The organism is Stenotrophomonas genospecies 5 (genome assembly GCF_054473825.1).
Genome location: NZ_JBTMUW010000001.1, coordinates 1303333 through 1319274, shown reverse-complemented (window position 1 = coordinate 1319274; position 15942 = coordinate 1303333). Strand labels below are relative to the sequence as shown.

Sequence of the window (15942 nt, the reverse complement as noted above, 5' to 3'; positions counted from 1 at the left end):
ATGGACCTGGACTGGAGCGCGCTGGGGTTGTCGCTGAAGGTCGCCGGCTGGGCCACGGCGATCAATCTGGTGCTGGGCGTTGGATTGGGGGCGTTGCTGGCGCGTCGGCGCTTCCCCGGCCGCGAACTGCTGGATTCGCTGCTGACCCTGCCGATGGTGCTGCCGCCGACGGTGCTCGGTTATTACCTGCTGGTGCTGATAGGGCGCAACGGCCCCATTGGCGCGTGGTTGCAGTCGTGGTTCGGCATCAACCTGATCTTTACCTGGCAGGCGGCGGTGGTCGCCGCGGCAGTGGCTTCGCTGCCGCTGGTGTTCAAGCCGGCACGCGCGGCGTTCGAGGATGTGGACGGGCAGCTGGAGCAGGCCGCGCGCACGCTCGGCGTGTCGGAGGCCGCGGTGTTCTTCCGCATCACGCTGCCGCTGGCCTGGCGCGGCATTCTCGCCGGCCTCCTGCTGGCGTTTGCCCGGGCGATGGGTGAGTTCGGCGCGACGCTGATGGTGGCCGGCAGCATCCCGGGTCGTACGCAGACGCTGTCGATCGCCATCTACGAGGCGGTGCAGGCAGGGCAGGACGGCAGGGCCAATGCGCTGGTGATCCTGACGTCGGTAGTGTGCATCGTCATCCTGCTGCTGGCGGCACGCTTGGTGGGCGGGCATCGCAGGGAGCTGCGCGATGTGGCTTGACCTGAAGGTGCGGCGCCGGATGCAGGCAGCGGGCCAGGTCTTCGAACTGGACGTCACGCTGCAGTGCACGCAGCGCCAGGTGGTGGTGTTCGGCCCGTCCGGGGCCGGCAAAAGCCTGACGCTGAAGGCCGTGGCCGGACTGCTGCGGCCCGCACAGGGCCATGTAACGCTGCAGGGGCAGGTGCTGTTCGATTCCCACGCGCGGGTCGACCTGCCACCGCAGCGGCGTCGCCTGGGGTACGTGTTCCAGGACTACGCGCTGTTTCCCCACCTGAGCGTGCGCCAGAACGTGGCGTTCGGGCTGCAGCGGAGCTGGTTCAATCCACGCCGTGGCCAGCGCTTCGACGTCGTCGAGCAGTGGCTGCAGGCGTTCCGTATCGACCACGTGGGGGATCTGCTGCCGTCGCAGATCTCCGGCGGCCAGCGTCAGCGTACGGCCCTGGCGCGGGTCATGGTGACCCAACCGCAGGCATTGCTGCTGGACGAGCCGTTCGCTGCACTGGACCACGACCTGCGCCAGCACCTGCGCGAGGAGCTGGCGGCGGTGCTGGACAGTACCGGCATTCCGCTGCTGCTGATCAGCCACGATCCTCAGGATGCCGTTGTCTTCGGCCAGCAGGTCGCGCACATGGCGGACGGCCGGGTCGTCGGCGATTGATGCATGCGCTCGTGCCGGGCCACGGCCGGCCGAATCGATGCAGGGTCAGTACAGCTCGCAGTGAATGCGGCCCTCCCCGCGCAGCAGGTCCCAATGCCCCTGGCCGCCAATGGCGTCGATGGCCTCGCGCACCGCGTCTTCCAGGTGGCGCTTGTTGCCGCACAGGTACAGGTGCCCGCCGCGGGACAACACCTGCCTTACTTCGCGGGCGCGCTGCCGCAGCACATGCTGCACATACACCTTTTCGGTTCCGTCACGCGAGAAGGCAGGATGCAGGCCGGCGAGCACGCCGCGCGCATGCCAGTCCTGCAGCTGCTCGCGATACAGGTAATCGTGTTCGCAATGCTTCTCGCCGAACACAAGATGCACCTCGCGTCCGCAGCCATTGGCCTGCACCTGCTGCACCAGGCCGATCAGCGGCGCGATGCCGGTGCCGGTGCCGATCAGCAGCAGGGGCGCGCTGCCGGTGTCGGCCAGATGGAAGCCGGGATTGGAGCGGCAGTACACGCGGGCGTGGCTGCCCCCCCGCAGCAGGCTGCCGGTGGCGGTACCGGAACGCTCGCGGCCGCGCAGGGTGTAGCGCACTTCGCGTATGCACAGGCTCAGCTGGCCGTTGCCGGGATGCGAGGCGATCGAGTAGGCCCGTGGCAGGCGCGCTGACAGGATGTCGCGCAGCCTGGCCAGCGGCACGCGGTCCGGGCTGGCGTGGTCCTGCAGGATATCCAGCACGTCCAGACCGTGCAGGTAGGCATCCAGCTCGCGCTTCTGGCTGACCTTCAGCAGCGACTTCAACCGCTCGCTGTCGCCCAGCCTGGCAAGCTCGCGCAGCACGCCCCTGCCCAGCAGCCGCAGTTCGCGGTCCTGCAGCATGGCGATGGCCGCATTGTCGCCGTACCAGGTGGCAAGGGCCTGCAGCAGTGCAGGGTCGTGGTCCGGCAGCACGTGCACCGTGTCGCCGGCGCGGTAGACCATGCCACTGCCGGCAGTATCCAGCTGCAGGTGCCACGCGGCCGGATCACTGCTGTTGACGCGGTGGCGCTCGACGATGGGCGCGGCGAAGGCATTGTCGTCACCGTAGGCGGTAACCTGCAGATGCAGGTCCTGGCCGGCGGCGGCATCGCCCTCGAGCACCTGGCGGAGCACCGGCTGCCACTGCTGGAAGAACCGTTCATAGCCGAGGTCGGCGTCGACCCGCCGCAGCAGCGGCTGGGCTTGGCGTTCGCTCAGCGCCGCGTCCAGCGCTCGGGTGAAGCCGCAGAATCGAGGGTAGCCGGTGTCGCCCAGGCCGAACACCGCGTAGCGCAGGCCGGGCAGCGCCCCGGTCTGGCACACGCTCTGGAAGAAGCGTTCGCCGTTGGCGGGCGGCTCGCCGTCGCCGAACGAACTGGAGATCGCCAGCAGCACATCGCCCTGGCCCAGGCTGGCAACGTCAATGTCGTTGAACGGCAGCACCTGCGGCGCGAGCGCTTGCAGGCCCGGGTCCGCGCCCAGGCGCTGGGCCAGGGCGCGGGCATTGCCCGATTCGGAGGCGAAACCCACCAGCAGGCGGCGAACCGGTGTGGCAGCGATGGTGCTCACGCGGCCTCGTAGAAGTCGTCGAATTTCTCCTTGCTGAACTCGACCTGCTCGAAGTCCTGCATCAGGTCGTTCACCACGCGGCGGATGCTGATGTACGCGGTGATGTTGCCCTCGGCGTCGAGCAGCGGCTGCACGGTGGTGTCGACCACGTAGAGCACGCCACCCTTGCCCAGGTTCGGCACGATGCCGGTCCAGATGCCGCCGGCCTTGATCGTGTCCCACATGTCCTTGTAGACGGCCTTGGGCACATCCGGATGGCGCACGATGCTGTGCGGCTGGCCGATCAGTTCTTCACGTGCGAAGCCGGTGAGCGTGCAGAACAGATCATTGGCGTAGGTGATGTTGCCCTGCAGGTCAGTGGTGGAGATCACCATGACCTTCTGCAGGGCGTTCAGGAGCTGGCTGTTGTCGGGGGTGTCGTGCATTGCAGGGTCCTTGTGGCTGCCGGAAACGCCGGCGTGTTCGGGTCCTGCATAGAGATACCCCTGCGTGCCGGCGGCCGGTTTGACATTGGTCAAGGGGGAGGCAGGGATCGCCTGCGACGGGATGTCGCATATGGCACCCAGCCGACCGCCACCACCCAGGCCACGGGCAGCGCGCGCACGGCATCCAGGTGGATGTCCCGTCCGGGAGGCATCGATGGGCGTGATGAACGCGGCATGCGTACTCAGCTCATGACGCGTTGTCACAAAGAAATCGCCAGGGCTTCACGGCCGATTGATCGCATTCGGGGCTATTGTCCTCCTGAGCCTCTCGCTGACGTCCCCCACGTTCTGCGTCGACTTCCCTCTCCGCTTCAGCGCCCGTCCGGGCGCCGTTGGCGTCCGTCTGCCTGAACACTTCCGAGATCATCGCCATGGCCCGCGTCGTCCAGTCCGCTTCACCCGTTGCGACGCCTCCCGGTGCACCTGTACCAATCGGGACCCGCCGGGGCCACTCACAGCCGTTGAAGTTGCCGGAACTGGTACAGCGCGTGCTGTTTGTCGCGACCGAAATGGCCGACTTCGTCAAGGCGGGAGGCCTGGGCGATGTGGCCGCGGCCCTGCCACGCGCGGTGCGCGGCGCGTGTGATTCGCGCGTGCTGCTTCCCGGCTACCCGGAGGTGCTGCAGCGCCTGCCGCAGCTGCGGGCGGTGGGGCAGGTCAGCCAAAGAGCCGGCCTGCCTGCGTGCACCATCGGCATGGCGGTGCAGGCCGACGGCCTGCCGATCTACGTGCTGCTCTCGCCTGAGCTGTATGAGCGGGAAGGCTCGCCCTACGTGGATGGGCAGGGACAGGAGTGGAAGGACAACGCGGTTCGCTTCGCCACGCTGTCACACGCGGCTGCGGAGATTGCGGCCGGGCGTGCCGGGCTGGACTGGTCACCGCAGCTGCTGCACCTGAATGACTGGCCGGTGGCCATGGCCGCCGCCTACGTGCGTTGGGACCGGACGGCCGTGCCGACGCTGCTGACGATCCACAACCTGGCTTACCAGGGCCTGTTCCCGTATGCGCTTGCGCCGGTGCTGGGCGTACCGGCCGCGCACCTGGATGAACTGCACTTCCACGGACAGATGTCATTCCTGCAGGGCGGCATCACCAATGCCACGCGGCTGAACACAGTCAGCCTGCGCTATGCACAGCAGATCACCGCCCCGGATGATGGATGCGGACTGCATGACCTGCTGGCCCGGCGCGCCGCCGGCGGTCACCTGAGCGGCATCGTCAACGGCATCGACGCCAGCTGGGATCCGCGACGCGACATCCACCTCAAGGCGCACTTCGGCATCGGCGAATGGACCGGACGCGCGACCAACGCACATGCGGTGCGCAGGGCGTTCGGCCTGGCGCCCTCGACCGGCCCGTTGTTCGCGGTGGTTTCCCGCCTGGTGCACCAGAAGGGGCTGGACATCACCTGTGACGTGGCGCCACAGATCGTCGCGGCCGGGGGGCAGCTGGTCGTCATCGGCGGCGGCGAGCCGCAGGTGGAAGCACAGGTGCAGGCGCTGGCCCGGCGCTACCCGGGCCGGGTGGGCGCATTCATCGGGTTCGAGGAAGCGCTGGCGCGCCAGATGTTCGCCGGCGCCGACTTCCTGCTGATGCCTTCGCGTTTTGAACCCTGCGGGCTCAGCCAGATGTACGCGCAGCGCTTCGGCTGCCTGCCGGTCGCGCATGCGACGGGCGGGCTGGTGGACACCGTCGAGGATGGCGTGACCGGTTTCCTGTTCCACGGTGCCAATGCCGATGGCCTGCGCCGCTGCGTGGAGCGGGCGATGCGCACCTTCCGTCTGCCAGGCCTGCTGCAGGCCATGCGCCGCGCCGCCATGCTGCGGCCGGGCGGCTGGGATGCGGCCGGGCGAGCCTATCTGGCGCTGTACCAGCAGACCTGCCAGGTGGCCGCATGAGCCACGACAGCGCGCATCTGGCCGCCCTCGAGGACGACACCACCGCAGACACAGCACTGGATCACCGCATCGCGCCGGCGCTGGAGGACCTCGTCCATGCCCGCCCGGCAGATGCATTTGCCTGGCTGGGCCCGCACCGCCAGCGCGAGGGTGAACGGCGGTTGCGCGTGCTGGTGCCGCACGCGCAGCGCGTCGAGGTGATCGGAGAAGACGGGCGACGCTGGGATCTGCACCCGGGCCCCTTGCCCGGCCTGTTCGAGGGCGCCGCCGGTGAAGCGGCGGTGCCGCTGCTTGCCCTGCATTTCGAGCAGGGTGTGGAGCAGGTGCACGATGCCTATGCCTTCGGCCCGTTGCTGGACGAAGCGCTGCTGCAACGCTTCCATGCCGGTGATGCCGATGCGGCGCGCCAGCTGGGCGCGGTCCCGATGCAGGTGCAGGGGATCGCCGGCGTGAGGTTCGCGGTGTGGGCGCCCAATGCGCGGCGGGTCGCCGTGGTCGGCGATTTCAACGGATGGGATGGCCGACGCCATCCGATGCGGCTGCGCCATGCGGCTGGCGTGTGGGAACTGTTCCTGCCCGGCGTGCAGGCCGGTGCCCGCTACAAGTTCCGCATTGTCGGGGCTGATGGCCAGGTGATGCCCGACAAGTTCGACCCGATGGCGCGCTGGGCCGAATTGCCACCGGCCACCGCCTCACGCGTGCCTTCGGCGGCGCCGATGCAGTGGCATGACGAGGGTTGGAGGGCGGCCCGGCGCCAGACGGGCGCCGGCGCGCCGCTGTCCATCTACGAGGTACATGCGGGCTCCTGGCAGCGTGGCGATGATGGCGCACCGCTGGACTGGGATGCGCTGGCCGACCGGCTGATTCCGTACGTGGCCGGACTCGGCTTCACCCACATCGAACTGCTGCCGGTCAGCGAGCATCCCTTCGGCGGTTCCTGGGGCTATCAGCCGCTGGGGATCTACGCACCGACGGCACGCCATGGGACGCCGCACGCCTTCGCGCGCTTCGTGGATCGCTGTCACCAGGCCGGAGTGGGGGTGATCGTGGACTGGGTGAGCGCACACTTCCCCAACGACGCGCATGGCCTGGCCGGTTTCGACGGAACCGCGTTGTACGAGCATGCCGACCCGCGCGAAGGGGTGCACGCCGACTGGGACACGCTGATCTACAACTATGGCCGCAACGAAGTGGCCGCTTACCTGATCGGTAGTGCCTTGGAGTGGGTGGAGCGGTTCCACATCGACGGACTGCGCGTGGACGCAGTGGCGTCCATGCTGTACCGGGATTACAGCCGTGCTGACGGTGAGTGGATACCCAACGAGCAGGGCGGGCGAGAGAACCTGCAGGCGGTCGCCTTCCTGAGGCGGATGAACCAGACCCTGCGTGAGCGCTTCCCGGACGTGTTGGTGATTGCCGAGGAATCCACCGCGTGGCCGGGGGTGACCGCGCCGGTGGAGGAGGGCGGGCTTGGCTTCACCCACAAATGGAACATGGGCTGGATGCACGACACCCTGCAGTACCTGGGGCGCGATCCTGTCCATCGCCAGCATCACCACAGCGAGATCAGCTTCGGCCTGGTGTACGCCTTCTCCGAACGCTTCGTGCTTCCGCTGTCGCATGACGAGGTGGTGCATGGCAAGGGCGCGCTGCTGGCCAAGATGGCAGGCGAACCGGCGCAGCGGCTGGCCCAGCTTCGTGCGTATTACGGCTTCATGTGGGCGCACCCGGGCAGCAAACTGCTGTTCATGGGCGGCGAGTTCGGCCAGGGACATGAGTGGTCGCACGATGCAGCACTGGACTGGGAACAGGCGACCAGCAGTGAGGGCCGGGGCCTGTCGCGTCTGGTGGGCGACCTCAATGCCGTGCTCCGCTGCGAACCCGCGCTGCATCGTGACGAGCGCGATGAACGCGGTTTCGACTGGAGCGTGGCCGATGACAGCCGCAACAGCGTGTATGCCTTCATCCGCCGGGATCCTGCCGGCAGCGGCCGCACCCTGCTGGTGGTGAGCAACTTCACCCCGGTGCTGCGCGAGGGTTACCGGGTTGGCGTGCCGCAACCGGGGCGCTGGACGGAACGCCTCAACACCGACAGCGCGCATTACAACGGCGGCAATGCGGGCAACCTCGGAGCGGTGCAGACCGAGCCAAGGCCGATGCATGGCCACGCCCAGTCGCTGCGGCTGACCCTGCCGCCGCTGTCCACGCTGTACCTGCAGGTTGATGCATGACCACAGCGTCCCCGCGTCTGGGCGCTTGGCGTGCGGCCGGTGAGGGGGTGGAGTTCCGTGTGTGGGCGCCGGACGCAGACACGATGACGCTGTGCCTGCAGGGTGCGCTGCGGCCGATGCAACGCGAGCCGGACGGTTGCCACTGGCTGCGGACACAGGCATCGCATGGCGACCGGTACCGGTTCCGCCTCCCTTCAGGCCAGGACGTGCCAGATCCGGCCTCGCGCTGGCAGCCGGACGGCATCGATGGCGACAGCGCCGTGGTGCTGGACACCGGCAGGGCGCAGGCGACGTGGCAGGGGCCCGCCTGGCAGGACCTGGTCATCTGTGAAGTGCACATCGAGGCAGGCGGCGGCCTCGCTGCACTGACCGCGCAGCTGCCGATGCTGGCCGCAACGGGCATCACCGCCATCGAGCTGATGCCGGTTGCGCAGTTTCCCGGCCGGCGCAACTGGGGCTACGACGGTGTGTTCCCCTACGCACCGGCCCATGTCTACGGCGGGCCGGCAGCGCTGAAGGCTTTCATCGACGCGGCGCATGATGCCGGACTGTCGGTGCTGCTGGATGTGGTCTACAACCACTTCGGACCGCAGGGCAACCCTCTGCGTGACTACGCGCGGGCGTTCTTCCGTGACGATCGCAGCACCCCCTGGGGTGAGGCGATCGACTTCCGCCAGCCCTGGGTGCGGCGCTTCTTCATCGACAATGCGCTGATGTGGTTGCGCGACTATGGCTTCGATGGGCTGCGCCTGGACGCGGTACACGCCATCGACGATGACCGCTTCCTGCAGCAGCTGGCCGATGAGGTGCGCGCGGAGGTGCCGCACGCGCACCTGGTGCTGGAGAACGAACGCAACCAGGCGCGGTGGCTGCGCGGTGCCTATCAGGGGCAATGGAACGACGACTTCCACAACGCGCTGCACGTGATGCTGACCGGCGAGCAGGAAGGCTATTACGCGGCCTACGCCGGTCGCGCCGACGCGCTGCTGGCCCGCTGCCTGGCAGAAGGATTCGCCTGGCAGGGTGAACCTGACCTGGGCGGCCATCCCCGCGGCGAACCCAGCAGCGACCTGTCGCCCGCGCGTTTCGTTGTATTCGCGCAGAACCACGACCAGGTGGGCAACCGTGCCTTCGGCGAGCGCCTGTCGATGCTGGTGGATCCGGCGCGGCTGCGCGCGGCACTGGCGCTGACCCTGCTGACGCCGATGATCCCGCTGCTGTTCATGGGTGAACCGTGGCAGGCGCGGTCGCCGTTCCTGTTCTTCACCGACTATGCGCCGCCGCTGGACGAGGCGGTGCGCGAGGGACGTCGCCGCGAGTTTTCCGGCTTCAGTGCCTTCGCCGATGCCGCCTCGCGTGCGCGTATTCCGGACCCGAACGATCCGGCCACCCTGCAGGTCTCGTACACGCCGCCGCCCGGCGATGATCCCTGGTCGCAGCAATGGCTGCGTTGCACAGGCGGGTTTTTGGCCCTGCGCAGACGCTATCTGCAGCCCGGCCTGCTGCAGGCCCGGTCGCTGGGTGCGCGGGTGCTTGGCGAGGGGGCGGTGCAGGCGGGTTGGCAGCTGCCATCGGGCCAATGGTGGATCGCGATCAATGTGGGCCCACGGCCCGTGGCGCATGCGGTGCCGGCCGGCGAGCGCGTTGTGGGTCCCGACGTTGCCGGTGTGCTGCCGGCAGGCGGCAGTGTTGTTGCGTGCTGGGTGGCGGCATGAGGACGGATACATCGGTTCGGGACGCCGCACGCCGGGCAGGTCTCCTGGAGCGCTGGACCGACGTGGCCGGCGTCGAGCGCGAAGTCGCGCCGGACGTGCTTCGCGCGGTGCTGGAAGGGCTGCACTGCGATGGTGCGCCGGTGCGCGCCCGCTTGCTCACCGCCTGCTATGGCCAGGTACTGGTGATGCCGGAGGCGACGGGGGCGGCGTGCTGGGTGGATGAACAGGGGCGCGAGCTGCCAGCACGGCCTGATGCGCAGGGGCGCTGGCGAGTTCCGGATCAACCGGGCTATTGGCAGTGGCGCCAGGGCGGGCGGCAACAGGCGGTCGCGGTGGCGCCGCCGCGAGCCTGGTGGCCACCGCGCATGCTGCGCGGTTGGGGTCTGTCGGCGCAGGTCTACAGTCTGCGCGCCCGTGGCGATGCAGGCATCGGTGACAGCGCCGGCTGCACACGGTGGCGTGAGCTGCTGCATCGGCATGGAGGCGATGCACTGGCATTGAGTCCGCTGCACGCCGGCTTGCCACCCGGCCCAGGCTACAGCCCCTATTCGCCCAGTGACCGGCGCTGGCTCGATCCGCTGCAGGTAGCTCTTCCGCAGGTACTGCCGGAGGCTGCCGACAGCGTGCTGCGCCAGGACGAGGCACTGGCGATGGCAATTGATGCCGCCACCGCTGCACGCCGCATTGACTGGCCGCAGTCGGCGGCATTGAAGTGGCGCTGGATGCGACAGGTGCGCCACTGGCTGCGGCAGCAGGCACCGGCACAGTGCGAGCAGATCGAGACCTGGTGCGATGCGCAGGGCGAACCGCTGCTGCGCTATTGCCAGCATGCCGCCGACGGGGTCACCGGGAGCGCCGACGACCATGCATTTGCGCAGTGGCTGGCGCAGCAGGGCTGGGTGCAGGTGCACGCGGCGCTGCGCAGTGATGGCGCGTCGATCGGATTGATTGCCGATCTGGCCGTGGGCTGTGCACCGCAGGGCGTCGAGGCACGCACCGGTGGCGCCGATCTGCTGCAGGGGCTTGAACTGGGTGCGCCGCCGGATGCGTTCAATCCGCTCGGCCAGGCCTGGGGCATCACCAGCTGGTCACCGTTGGCGTTGCATCGCGAGGGCTTTGCACCGTTCATCCGCGTGCTGCGTGCCGTGATGGCCGGCCGCGGCGGCCTGCGCATCGACCACATCCTCGGCCTGCAGCGGCTGTGGGTGTTGCCTCACGGCGCTGGCGCCGGGCAGGGCGTGTACCTGCGCTATCCATTCGATGACCTGATCAATCTGCTGGTGCTGGAATCGTGGCGGCATCGCTGCGTGCTGATCGGTGAAGACCTGGGGGTGGTGCCGCCGGGCATCCGCCAGCGGCTGGCAGCCCGGGGCATCCTGGGTATCGAGGTGCTGCCGTTCGCCCGCAACGGCGAGCGCTTCCTGCCACCGCCGCGGTGGCGCCGCGATGCGGCGGCCATGCCGTCCACCCATGACCTGCCACCACTGGCCGGCTGGCTGCGCGGGCGCGACCTGCGCTGGCGTGCCCGCCTGGGTGAGCTGGAGGACCTGCCGGCAGCACTGCGCGCGCGCGCGCGGGACGTGCAGGCGCTGGCCACGGTCTGCGGTGGTGACGGCGCGACCGTGGAGGACGGAGCGCTGTCACTGGTTGCCCATGCAGCGTCGCGGCTGGCGCTGCTGCCATTGGAAGATGTGCTGGGCAGCCGTGCGCAGGTGAACCTGCCAGGCACCGTCAGCGGCCATCCGAACTGGCGACGGCGGTTGCCGCTGGCGTGGGACGGTGCCGCCGCCGATGCGCGCCTGGCGCGCCTGAGCAGCACGCGCCGCAGGGCAGGGCGATGACGAGGTTGCGTGCCACCGCGCGCCTGCAGGTGCATGCAGGCTTCGACCTGGAGGCGGCCGCAGCGCAGGTGCCGTATTACGCCGCACTGGGCGTCAGTCACCTTTACCTGTCGCCGATCGCGGTTGCGATGCCGGGGTCCACACATGGCTACGATGGCATCGACCCGGCCAGCATCAATCCGCAGCTGGGCGGCGAAGCGGCCTTCCGCCAGCTGGCCACCGCGGCGCGCTCACACGGCCTGGGTCTGATCCTGGACATCGTGCCCAACCATCTGGCGGCATCCCCGCACAGCCACTGGTGGAGCGATGTGCTCATGCACGGGCGTCGAAGCCGCCACGCAGGCTGGTTCGACATCGACTGGGAGGCGCCGGGCTGCGAAGGCCGGCTATGGTTGCCGGTGCTGGACCGGCCACTGCACGACGCCGTGCGCGACGGCGTACTGCGGGTGGGGGTGGACGATGAGCGGCCAGGGTTGCGCCATCATGGGCTGGTCCTGCCGTTGTCGCCGCGCAGTCATCCCCTGGACGCCACGCAGTGGCCGGCGTGGGCCGAACGCTGCAACCGCAGCGTCGAGCGGTTGCAGGCACTGCTGCAGCGGCAGCACTACCGGCTGGCGTGGTGGCGCACGGCAGGCGATCAGGTGAACTACCGGCGCTTCTTCGATATCAACGAACTGGCCGCGCTGCGGGTGGAGCGCGAGGACGTGTTCGAAGCGGTGCATGCGCTGCCGTTGCGGCTGGTGCGTGAGGGCTGGGTGGATGGCCTGCGCATCGACCATGTGGATGGCCTGTCGTCGCCCGGCACCTATCTGCAGCGCCTGCGCGAAGCGATCAACGCTGCCTGCGCAGCCGGGAGCCGTGATCCGGAGGCGGTGACCCTGCACGTCGAGAAGATACTGGCCGAGGGCGAGCAGCTGCCCGAGGGATGGGCCTGCGACGGGACCACCGGCTATGACTTCATGGACCAGGTCGGCGCGTGGCTGCACGACCCGGCAGCGGCGCCCGCGCTCGCGCGCGCCTGGCAGGCGGCGAGCGGCGACACGCACGACTTTGAACAGATACAGCAGGACGCGCGCGGGATGCTGCTGCGCCAGTCGCTTCACACCGACTTCCAGCGCCTGCTGCGCAGTGCGCAGCAGGCGCTGCAGCCCCGGCTGGCCGAGGCCGACATCGGTACGGCCGCCCTGGCGCGCGCGCTGGCCGCGCTGCTGCGGCACTACCGCACCTACCGCCCGTACTCGTTGCGTGACGCCGGTGAGCGGAAGGCATTGGTCGCCGCTGCTGCCGCCGCGCGAGCCGCGCTGGACGGTGCCGGACGGGCGGCACTGGACCTGCTGCTGCAGGCGCTTCCCGGCCAGGCACCGGCTGAAAGCGAGCTGCGCGTGCGCTTCGGGCAGCTGGCCGCGCCGTTGAACGCCAAGTCGGTGGAGGATACCGGCTTCTATCGTTACTTCAGACTGCTCTCACGCAACGAAGTCGGCAGTGATCCGCAGCGGCTGGGCATGCAGGGACGCGAGCTGCTGCAGCATGCAGCGCGGCGCCTGCGGCGCCATCCCGAGGCACTGCTTGCACTGGCGACCCACGATCACAAGCGGGGCGGCGACAGCCGGGCGCGGCTGGCGGTGCTCAGCACCTGCACGGCGGAGTGGCGGGATGCTGTACGGCGCTGGAGCCGGATGGCCGCCAAGGCCGGCATGCCGCTGCCGTTGCCGGGCGCCGAGGCGTATGCGCTGTGGCAGGCGCTGGTGGCGGCGTGGCCGATGCAGGGCGCCCCCGGTGCCGACTTCGCATCGAGGATGGCGGACTGGCTGACCAAGGCCCTGCGCGAGGGCAAACGGATCAGCAACTGGTCCGATCCCGATGTGGCAGTGGAGGACGCCGCCGCGCAGTGGCTGCACGCGCTGCTGGAGGGAGCCCCCCTGCTGACGGTGCGCGAGGCGCTGGCGACCTTCGTGGCCCGCGTCGCGCCGGCGGGCGCCTGCAACGGATTGGCACAGCTGTGCCTGCAGCACTGCCTGCCCGGCGTGCCTGACCTCTATCAAGGCGGCGAAGGCTGGGACCTGAGCCTGGTGGACCCGGACAACCGCCGGGCCGTGGACTATCCGGCGCGGCAGGCATGGCTGCGGGACACGCGCTCCTGGCCCACGCTGCTGCAGGACTGGCGGGACGGAGGCATCAAGGCCTTCCTGCTGCGGCAGCTGCTGGATTGCCGCCGCAGGCACCCGCACCTTTTCCTGTACGGCGAGCTGCAGCCGCTGTCCGCGCCGGCGCGCTCGCCCTGGCTGGCGTTCGTGCGCAGGCACCAGACGCAGGTACTGCTGGTGATCGTGCAGCGTGGCTCGCCCATCGCCGTGCCCGGGCCCGGCCTGAACGTTGCGCGTGACGTCGCCACCGGCCCAACGCTGCGCGGGCTTCCGGCAGGACGCATGCGCAACCTCCTGGACGGACGCATCGAACATTTCAATGAAACCGCGGATGCAGCACGGCTTGTGGCTGGCAGCCCGCTGGCGGTATGGATCAACGAGGAGACGGGTAGGGATGGACAGCAGGGAACGACGGCAGCGGATTGAGGCATTGGCCCACCAGATATGGGAAGCGGAAGGGCGCCCGGACGACCAGCAGCAGCGGCACTGGCACATGGCCGAGCGGCTGGTGGAGGCCGAGATTGCCGCGGCGCGCGGCGAGGAGGGCAGCGATGGCGAGCCGTAAGTGGGCACAGACCTCGCGCGTGCGCGAAGGCCGGCCCTTCCCGCTGGGTGCGACCTGGGACGGGCTGGGCGTGAACTTCGCGCTGTACTCGCGGCATGCCACCCGGGTCGAACTCTGCCTGTTCGACGCGCGCAACCGCGAGGTGGAGCGCATCGCGCTGCCCGAGTACACCAATGAGATCTGGCACGGCTATCTGCCCGATGTAAGGCCCGGGCAGCGCTACGGTTACCGGGTGCACGGTCCGTATGCGCCGGAGGAAGGGCATCGCTTCAATCCCAACAAGCTGCTGCTGGACCCTTACGCCAAGCAGATCGTCGGCGAGCTGAAGTGGGCGCCCCACCTGTTCGGCTACACCCTGGGCCATCGCGATGGCGATCTCAGTTTCGACCGCCGCGACAGCGCCAGCTACATGCCACGCTGCGCCGTGATCGATCCGGCCTTCAGCTGGGGTGTCGAGCGTGCACCCGAAACGGCCTGGGACAGGACGGTGATCTACGAAGCGCACGTGCGCGGGTTGACCATGCAGCATCCTGATGTCCCGCAGGCCGAGCGCGGCACCTTCTCTGCACTGCGGCATGATGCGGTGGTGGATCACCTGAGCCATCTGGGTGTGACCGCCATCGAGCTGCTGCCCGTGCACGCCTACGTGGACGACCAGCAACTGCTCGAGCGTGGGCTGCGCAACTACTGGGGGTACAACACCATCGGCTTCTTCGCCCCACAGCCGCGTTACCTGTCGACGGGCACCGTGGCCGAGTTCAAGCAGATGGTCGCGCGGCTGCACAATGCCGGCATCGAAGTGATCCTGGACGTGGTCTACAACCACACCGCCGAGGGCAACGAGCTGGGCCCCACGCTGTCGTTCAAGGGCATCGACAATGCCAGCTACTACCGATTGGCCGATGATCGCCGCTATTACATCAACGATACCGGCACCGGCAACACGTTCGACCTGACCAATGCCGGCGCGCTGCGCATGGTGATGGACTCGCTGCGCTACTGGGTGACCGAGATGCGGGTGGACGGTTTCCGCTTCGACCTGGCGACCATTCTTGGCCGTGAGCGCCATGGCTTCGACGCCTCGGGCAGCTTCCTCGATGCGGTACGCCAGGACCCGGTCCTGAGCCAGGTGAAGCTGATCGCCGAGCCCTGGGACATCGGCCCGGGCGGCTACCAGCTGGGCCAGTTCCCGCCGGGTTGGGCGGAATGGAACGACCGCTTCCGCGATACAGTGCGCGCGCTGTGGCGTGGCGATGGCGGGCAGCTGCCGGAGTTCGCCACCCGTTTCACCGGCTCGGCCGACCTGTTCGAACACCACGGCAGGCGGCCGTCGGCCAGCATCAACCTGGTAACGGCACACGACGGGTTCACCCTGCACGATCTGGTGAGCTACAACGACCGCCACAACGAGGCCAACGGCGAGGACAACCGCGATGGCCATTCGCACAATCTTTCCAGCAACCACGGTGTGGAGGGCGACACCGATGATCCGGCGATCCTCTCGTTGCGTGCACGGCAGATGCGCAACCTGCTGGCCACGCTGCTGCTGTCGCAGGGCACGCCCATGCTGCTGGCCGGCGACGAGTTCGGCCATTCGCAGCAGGGCAACAACAACGCGTACTGCCAGGACAACCCGCTGAGCTGGATCGACTGGGAGCGTGCCTCGCAGCCGGCGGCGCAGGCGCAGGTGGCATTCGTGCGGCGTGCACTATCGCTGCGCCGGCGCTATGGCCTGCTGCGCAGGAACCGGTTCCTGCGCGGCGAATACGATGAAGCGCTGGGCCTGCGCGATATCGACTGGCGGCATCCGGACGGCCGCAGCATGGAGGAGGCGGACTGGCACGACCCCGAACTGCGCGCGCTGCTGATTGTGCTGGACGGTCGAAGCCCCGACAGCGGCCTGCGTGAGCCCGGGCGGCATGTCAGCCTCGCCCTGCTGTTGAATGCCGGAGACCAGCCGCAGCGGTTCCGCGTATCGGATCAGGCGCTGTCGTTCCGGCGCGTACTGCTGCAGACCGACGAGGCGCCGCTGGAGCAGGACGGCACCGGCGACTGGACCCTGCCGCCGCGCAGCCTGTGCCTGCTCGCGGCCAGCAGCGCCTGATTGCAGCGCGCCCGCTCGGCGCGAAGACCGATCGGCAGC

The 15942-nt window shown here is 69.0% G+C and carries 11 protein-coding genes; 9 read left to right on the top strand and 2 right to left on the bottom strand.

Going from position 1 to position 15942, the window contains the following annotated elements; genetic code table 11:
* Together modB and ACX9OW_RS06070 are read left to right on the top strand one after the other, a co-directional pair.
* Window positions 1-684 (top strand): molybdate ABC transporter permease subunit, encoded by a 684-nt coding sequence (gene modB, locus ACX9OW_RS06075; RefSeq protein WP_065176130.1) that lies wholly within the window; start codon window positions 1-3, stop codon window positions 682-684.
* A complete protein-coding gene (locus ACX9OW_RS06070; RefSeq protein WP_277380735.1) occupies window positions 674-1342 on the top strand; it encodes a sulfate/molybdate ABC transporter ATP-binding protein in 669 nt (222 codons plus the stop codon). Before modB ends, ACX9OW_RS06070 begins: the two co-directional genes overlap by 11 nt.
* A gap of 45 nt (window positions 1343-1387) precedes the next feature.
* On the opposite strand, the gene ACX9OW_RS06065 is transcribed toward ACX9OW_RS06070, so the two are convergent.
* Both ACX9OW_RS06065 and ACX9OW_RS06060 read right to left on the bottom strand, forming a co-directional pair.
* Window positions 1388-2920 (bottom strand): flavodoxin domain-containing protein, encoded by a 1533-nt coding sequence (locus ACX9OW_RS06065; protein ID WP_459062068.1) that lies wholly within the window; start codon window positions 2918-2920, stop codon window positions 1388-1390.
* A complete protein-coding gene (locus tag ACX9OW_RS06060; RefSeq protein WP_111186849.1) occupies window positions 2917-3345 on the bottom strand; it encodes a PAS domain-containing protein in 429 nt (142 codons plus the stop codon). Before ACX9OW_RS06060 ends, ACX9OW_RS06065 begins: the two co-directional genes overlap by 4 nt.
* A 431-nt stretch (window positions 3346-3776) precedes the next feature.
* Between ACX9OW_RS06060 and glgA the strand changes: the two genes are divergently transcribed.
* The 7 genes from glgA to glgX are packed head-to-tail and all read left to right on the top strand — an operon-like array spanning window position 3777 to window position 15903.
* Window positions 3777-5303 carry a glycogen synthase GlgA gene (gene glgA, locus ACX9OW_RS06055; RefSeq protein ID WP_164152872.1) on the top strand — a complete coding sequence of 509 codons (1527 nt, stop codon included), beginning with the start codon at window positions 3777-3779 and terminating at the stop codon, window positions 5301-5303.
* Window positions 5300-7534, top strand: a complete 2235-nt coding sequence (locus ACX9OW_RS06050) for a 1,4-alpha-glucan branching enzyme (protein ID WP_277380733.1) — start codon at window positions 5300-5302, stop codon at window positions 7532-7534. The genes glgA and ACX9OW_RS06050 overlap by 4 nt, the downstream gene beginning before the upstream one ends.
* Window positions 7531-9249, top strand: coding sequence for a malto-oligosyltrehalose trehalohydrolase (gene treZ, locus ACX9OW_RS06045; RefSeq protein WP_065176125.1), 1719 nt, complete (start codon window positions 7531-7533; stop codon window positions 9247-9249). Before ACX9OW_RS06050 ends, treZ begins: the two co-directional genes overlap by 4 nt.
* Window positions 9246-11090 carry a 4-alpha-glucanotransferase gene (locus ACX9OW_RS06040; protein ID WP_459062067.1) on the top strand — a complete coding sequence of 615 codons (1845 nt, stop codon included), beginning with the start codon at window positions 9246-9248 and terminating at the stop codon, window positions 11088-11090. The genes treZ and ACX9OW_RS06040 overlap by 4 nt, the downstream gene beginning before the upstream one ends.
* A complete protein-coding gene (treY, locus tag ACX9OW_RS06035) occupies window positions 11087-13660 on the top strand; it encodes a malto-oligosyltrehalose synthase (protein ID WP_277380731.1) in 2574 nt (857 codons plus the stop codon). Before ACX9OW_RS06040 ends, treY begins: the two co-directional genes overlap by 4 nt.
* Window positions 13629-13799: a DUF2934 domain-containing protein gene (locus ACX9OW_RS06030; protein WP_080375226.1), complete on the top strand. Its 171-nt coding sequence runs from the start codon at window positions 13629-13631 to the stop codon at window positions 13797-13799. Before treY ends, ACX9OW_RS06030 begins: the two co-directional genes overlap by 32 nt.
* Complete coding sequence (gene glgX, locus ACX9OW_RS06025; protein WP_197571115.1) at window positions 13786-15903, top strand: glycogen debranching protein GlgX; 2118 nt, start codon at window positions 13786-13788, stop codon at window positions 15901-15903. The genes ACX9OW_RS06030 and glgX overlap by 14 nt, the downstream gene beginning before the upstream one ends.
* The last annotated feature ends 39 nt before the right edge of the window (window positions 15904-15942 follow it).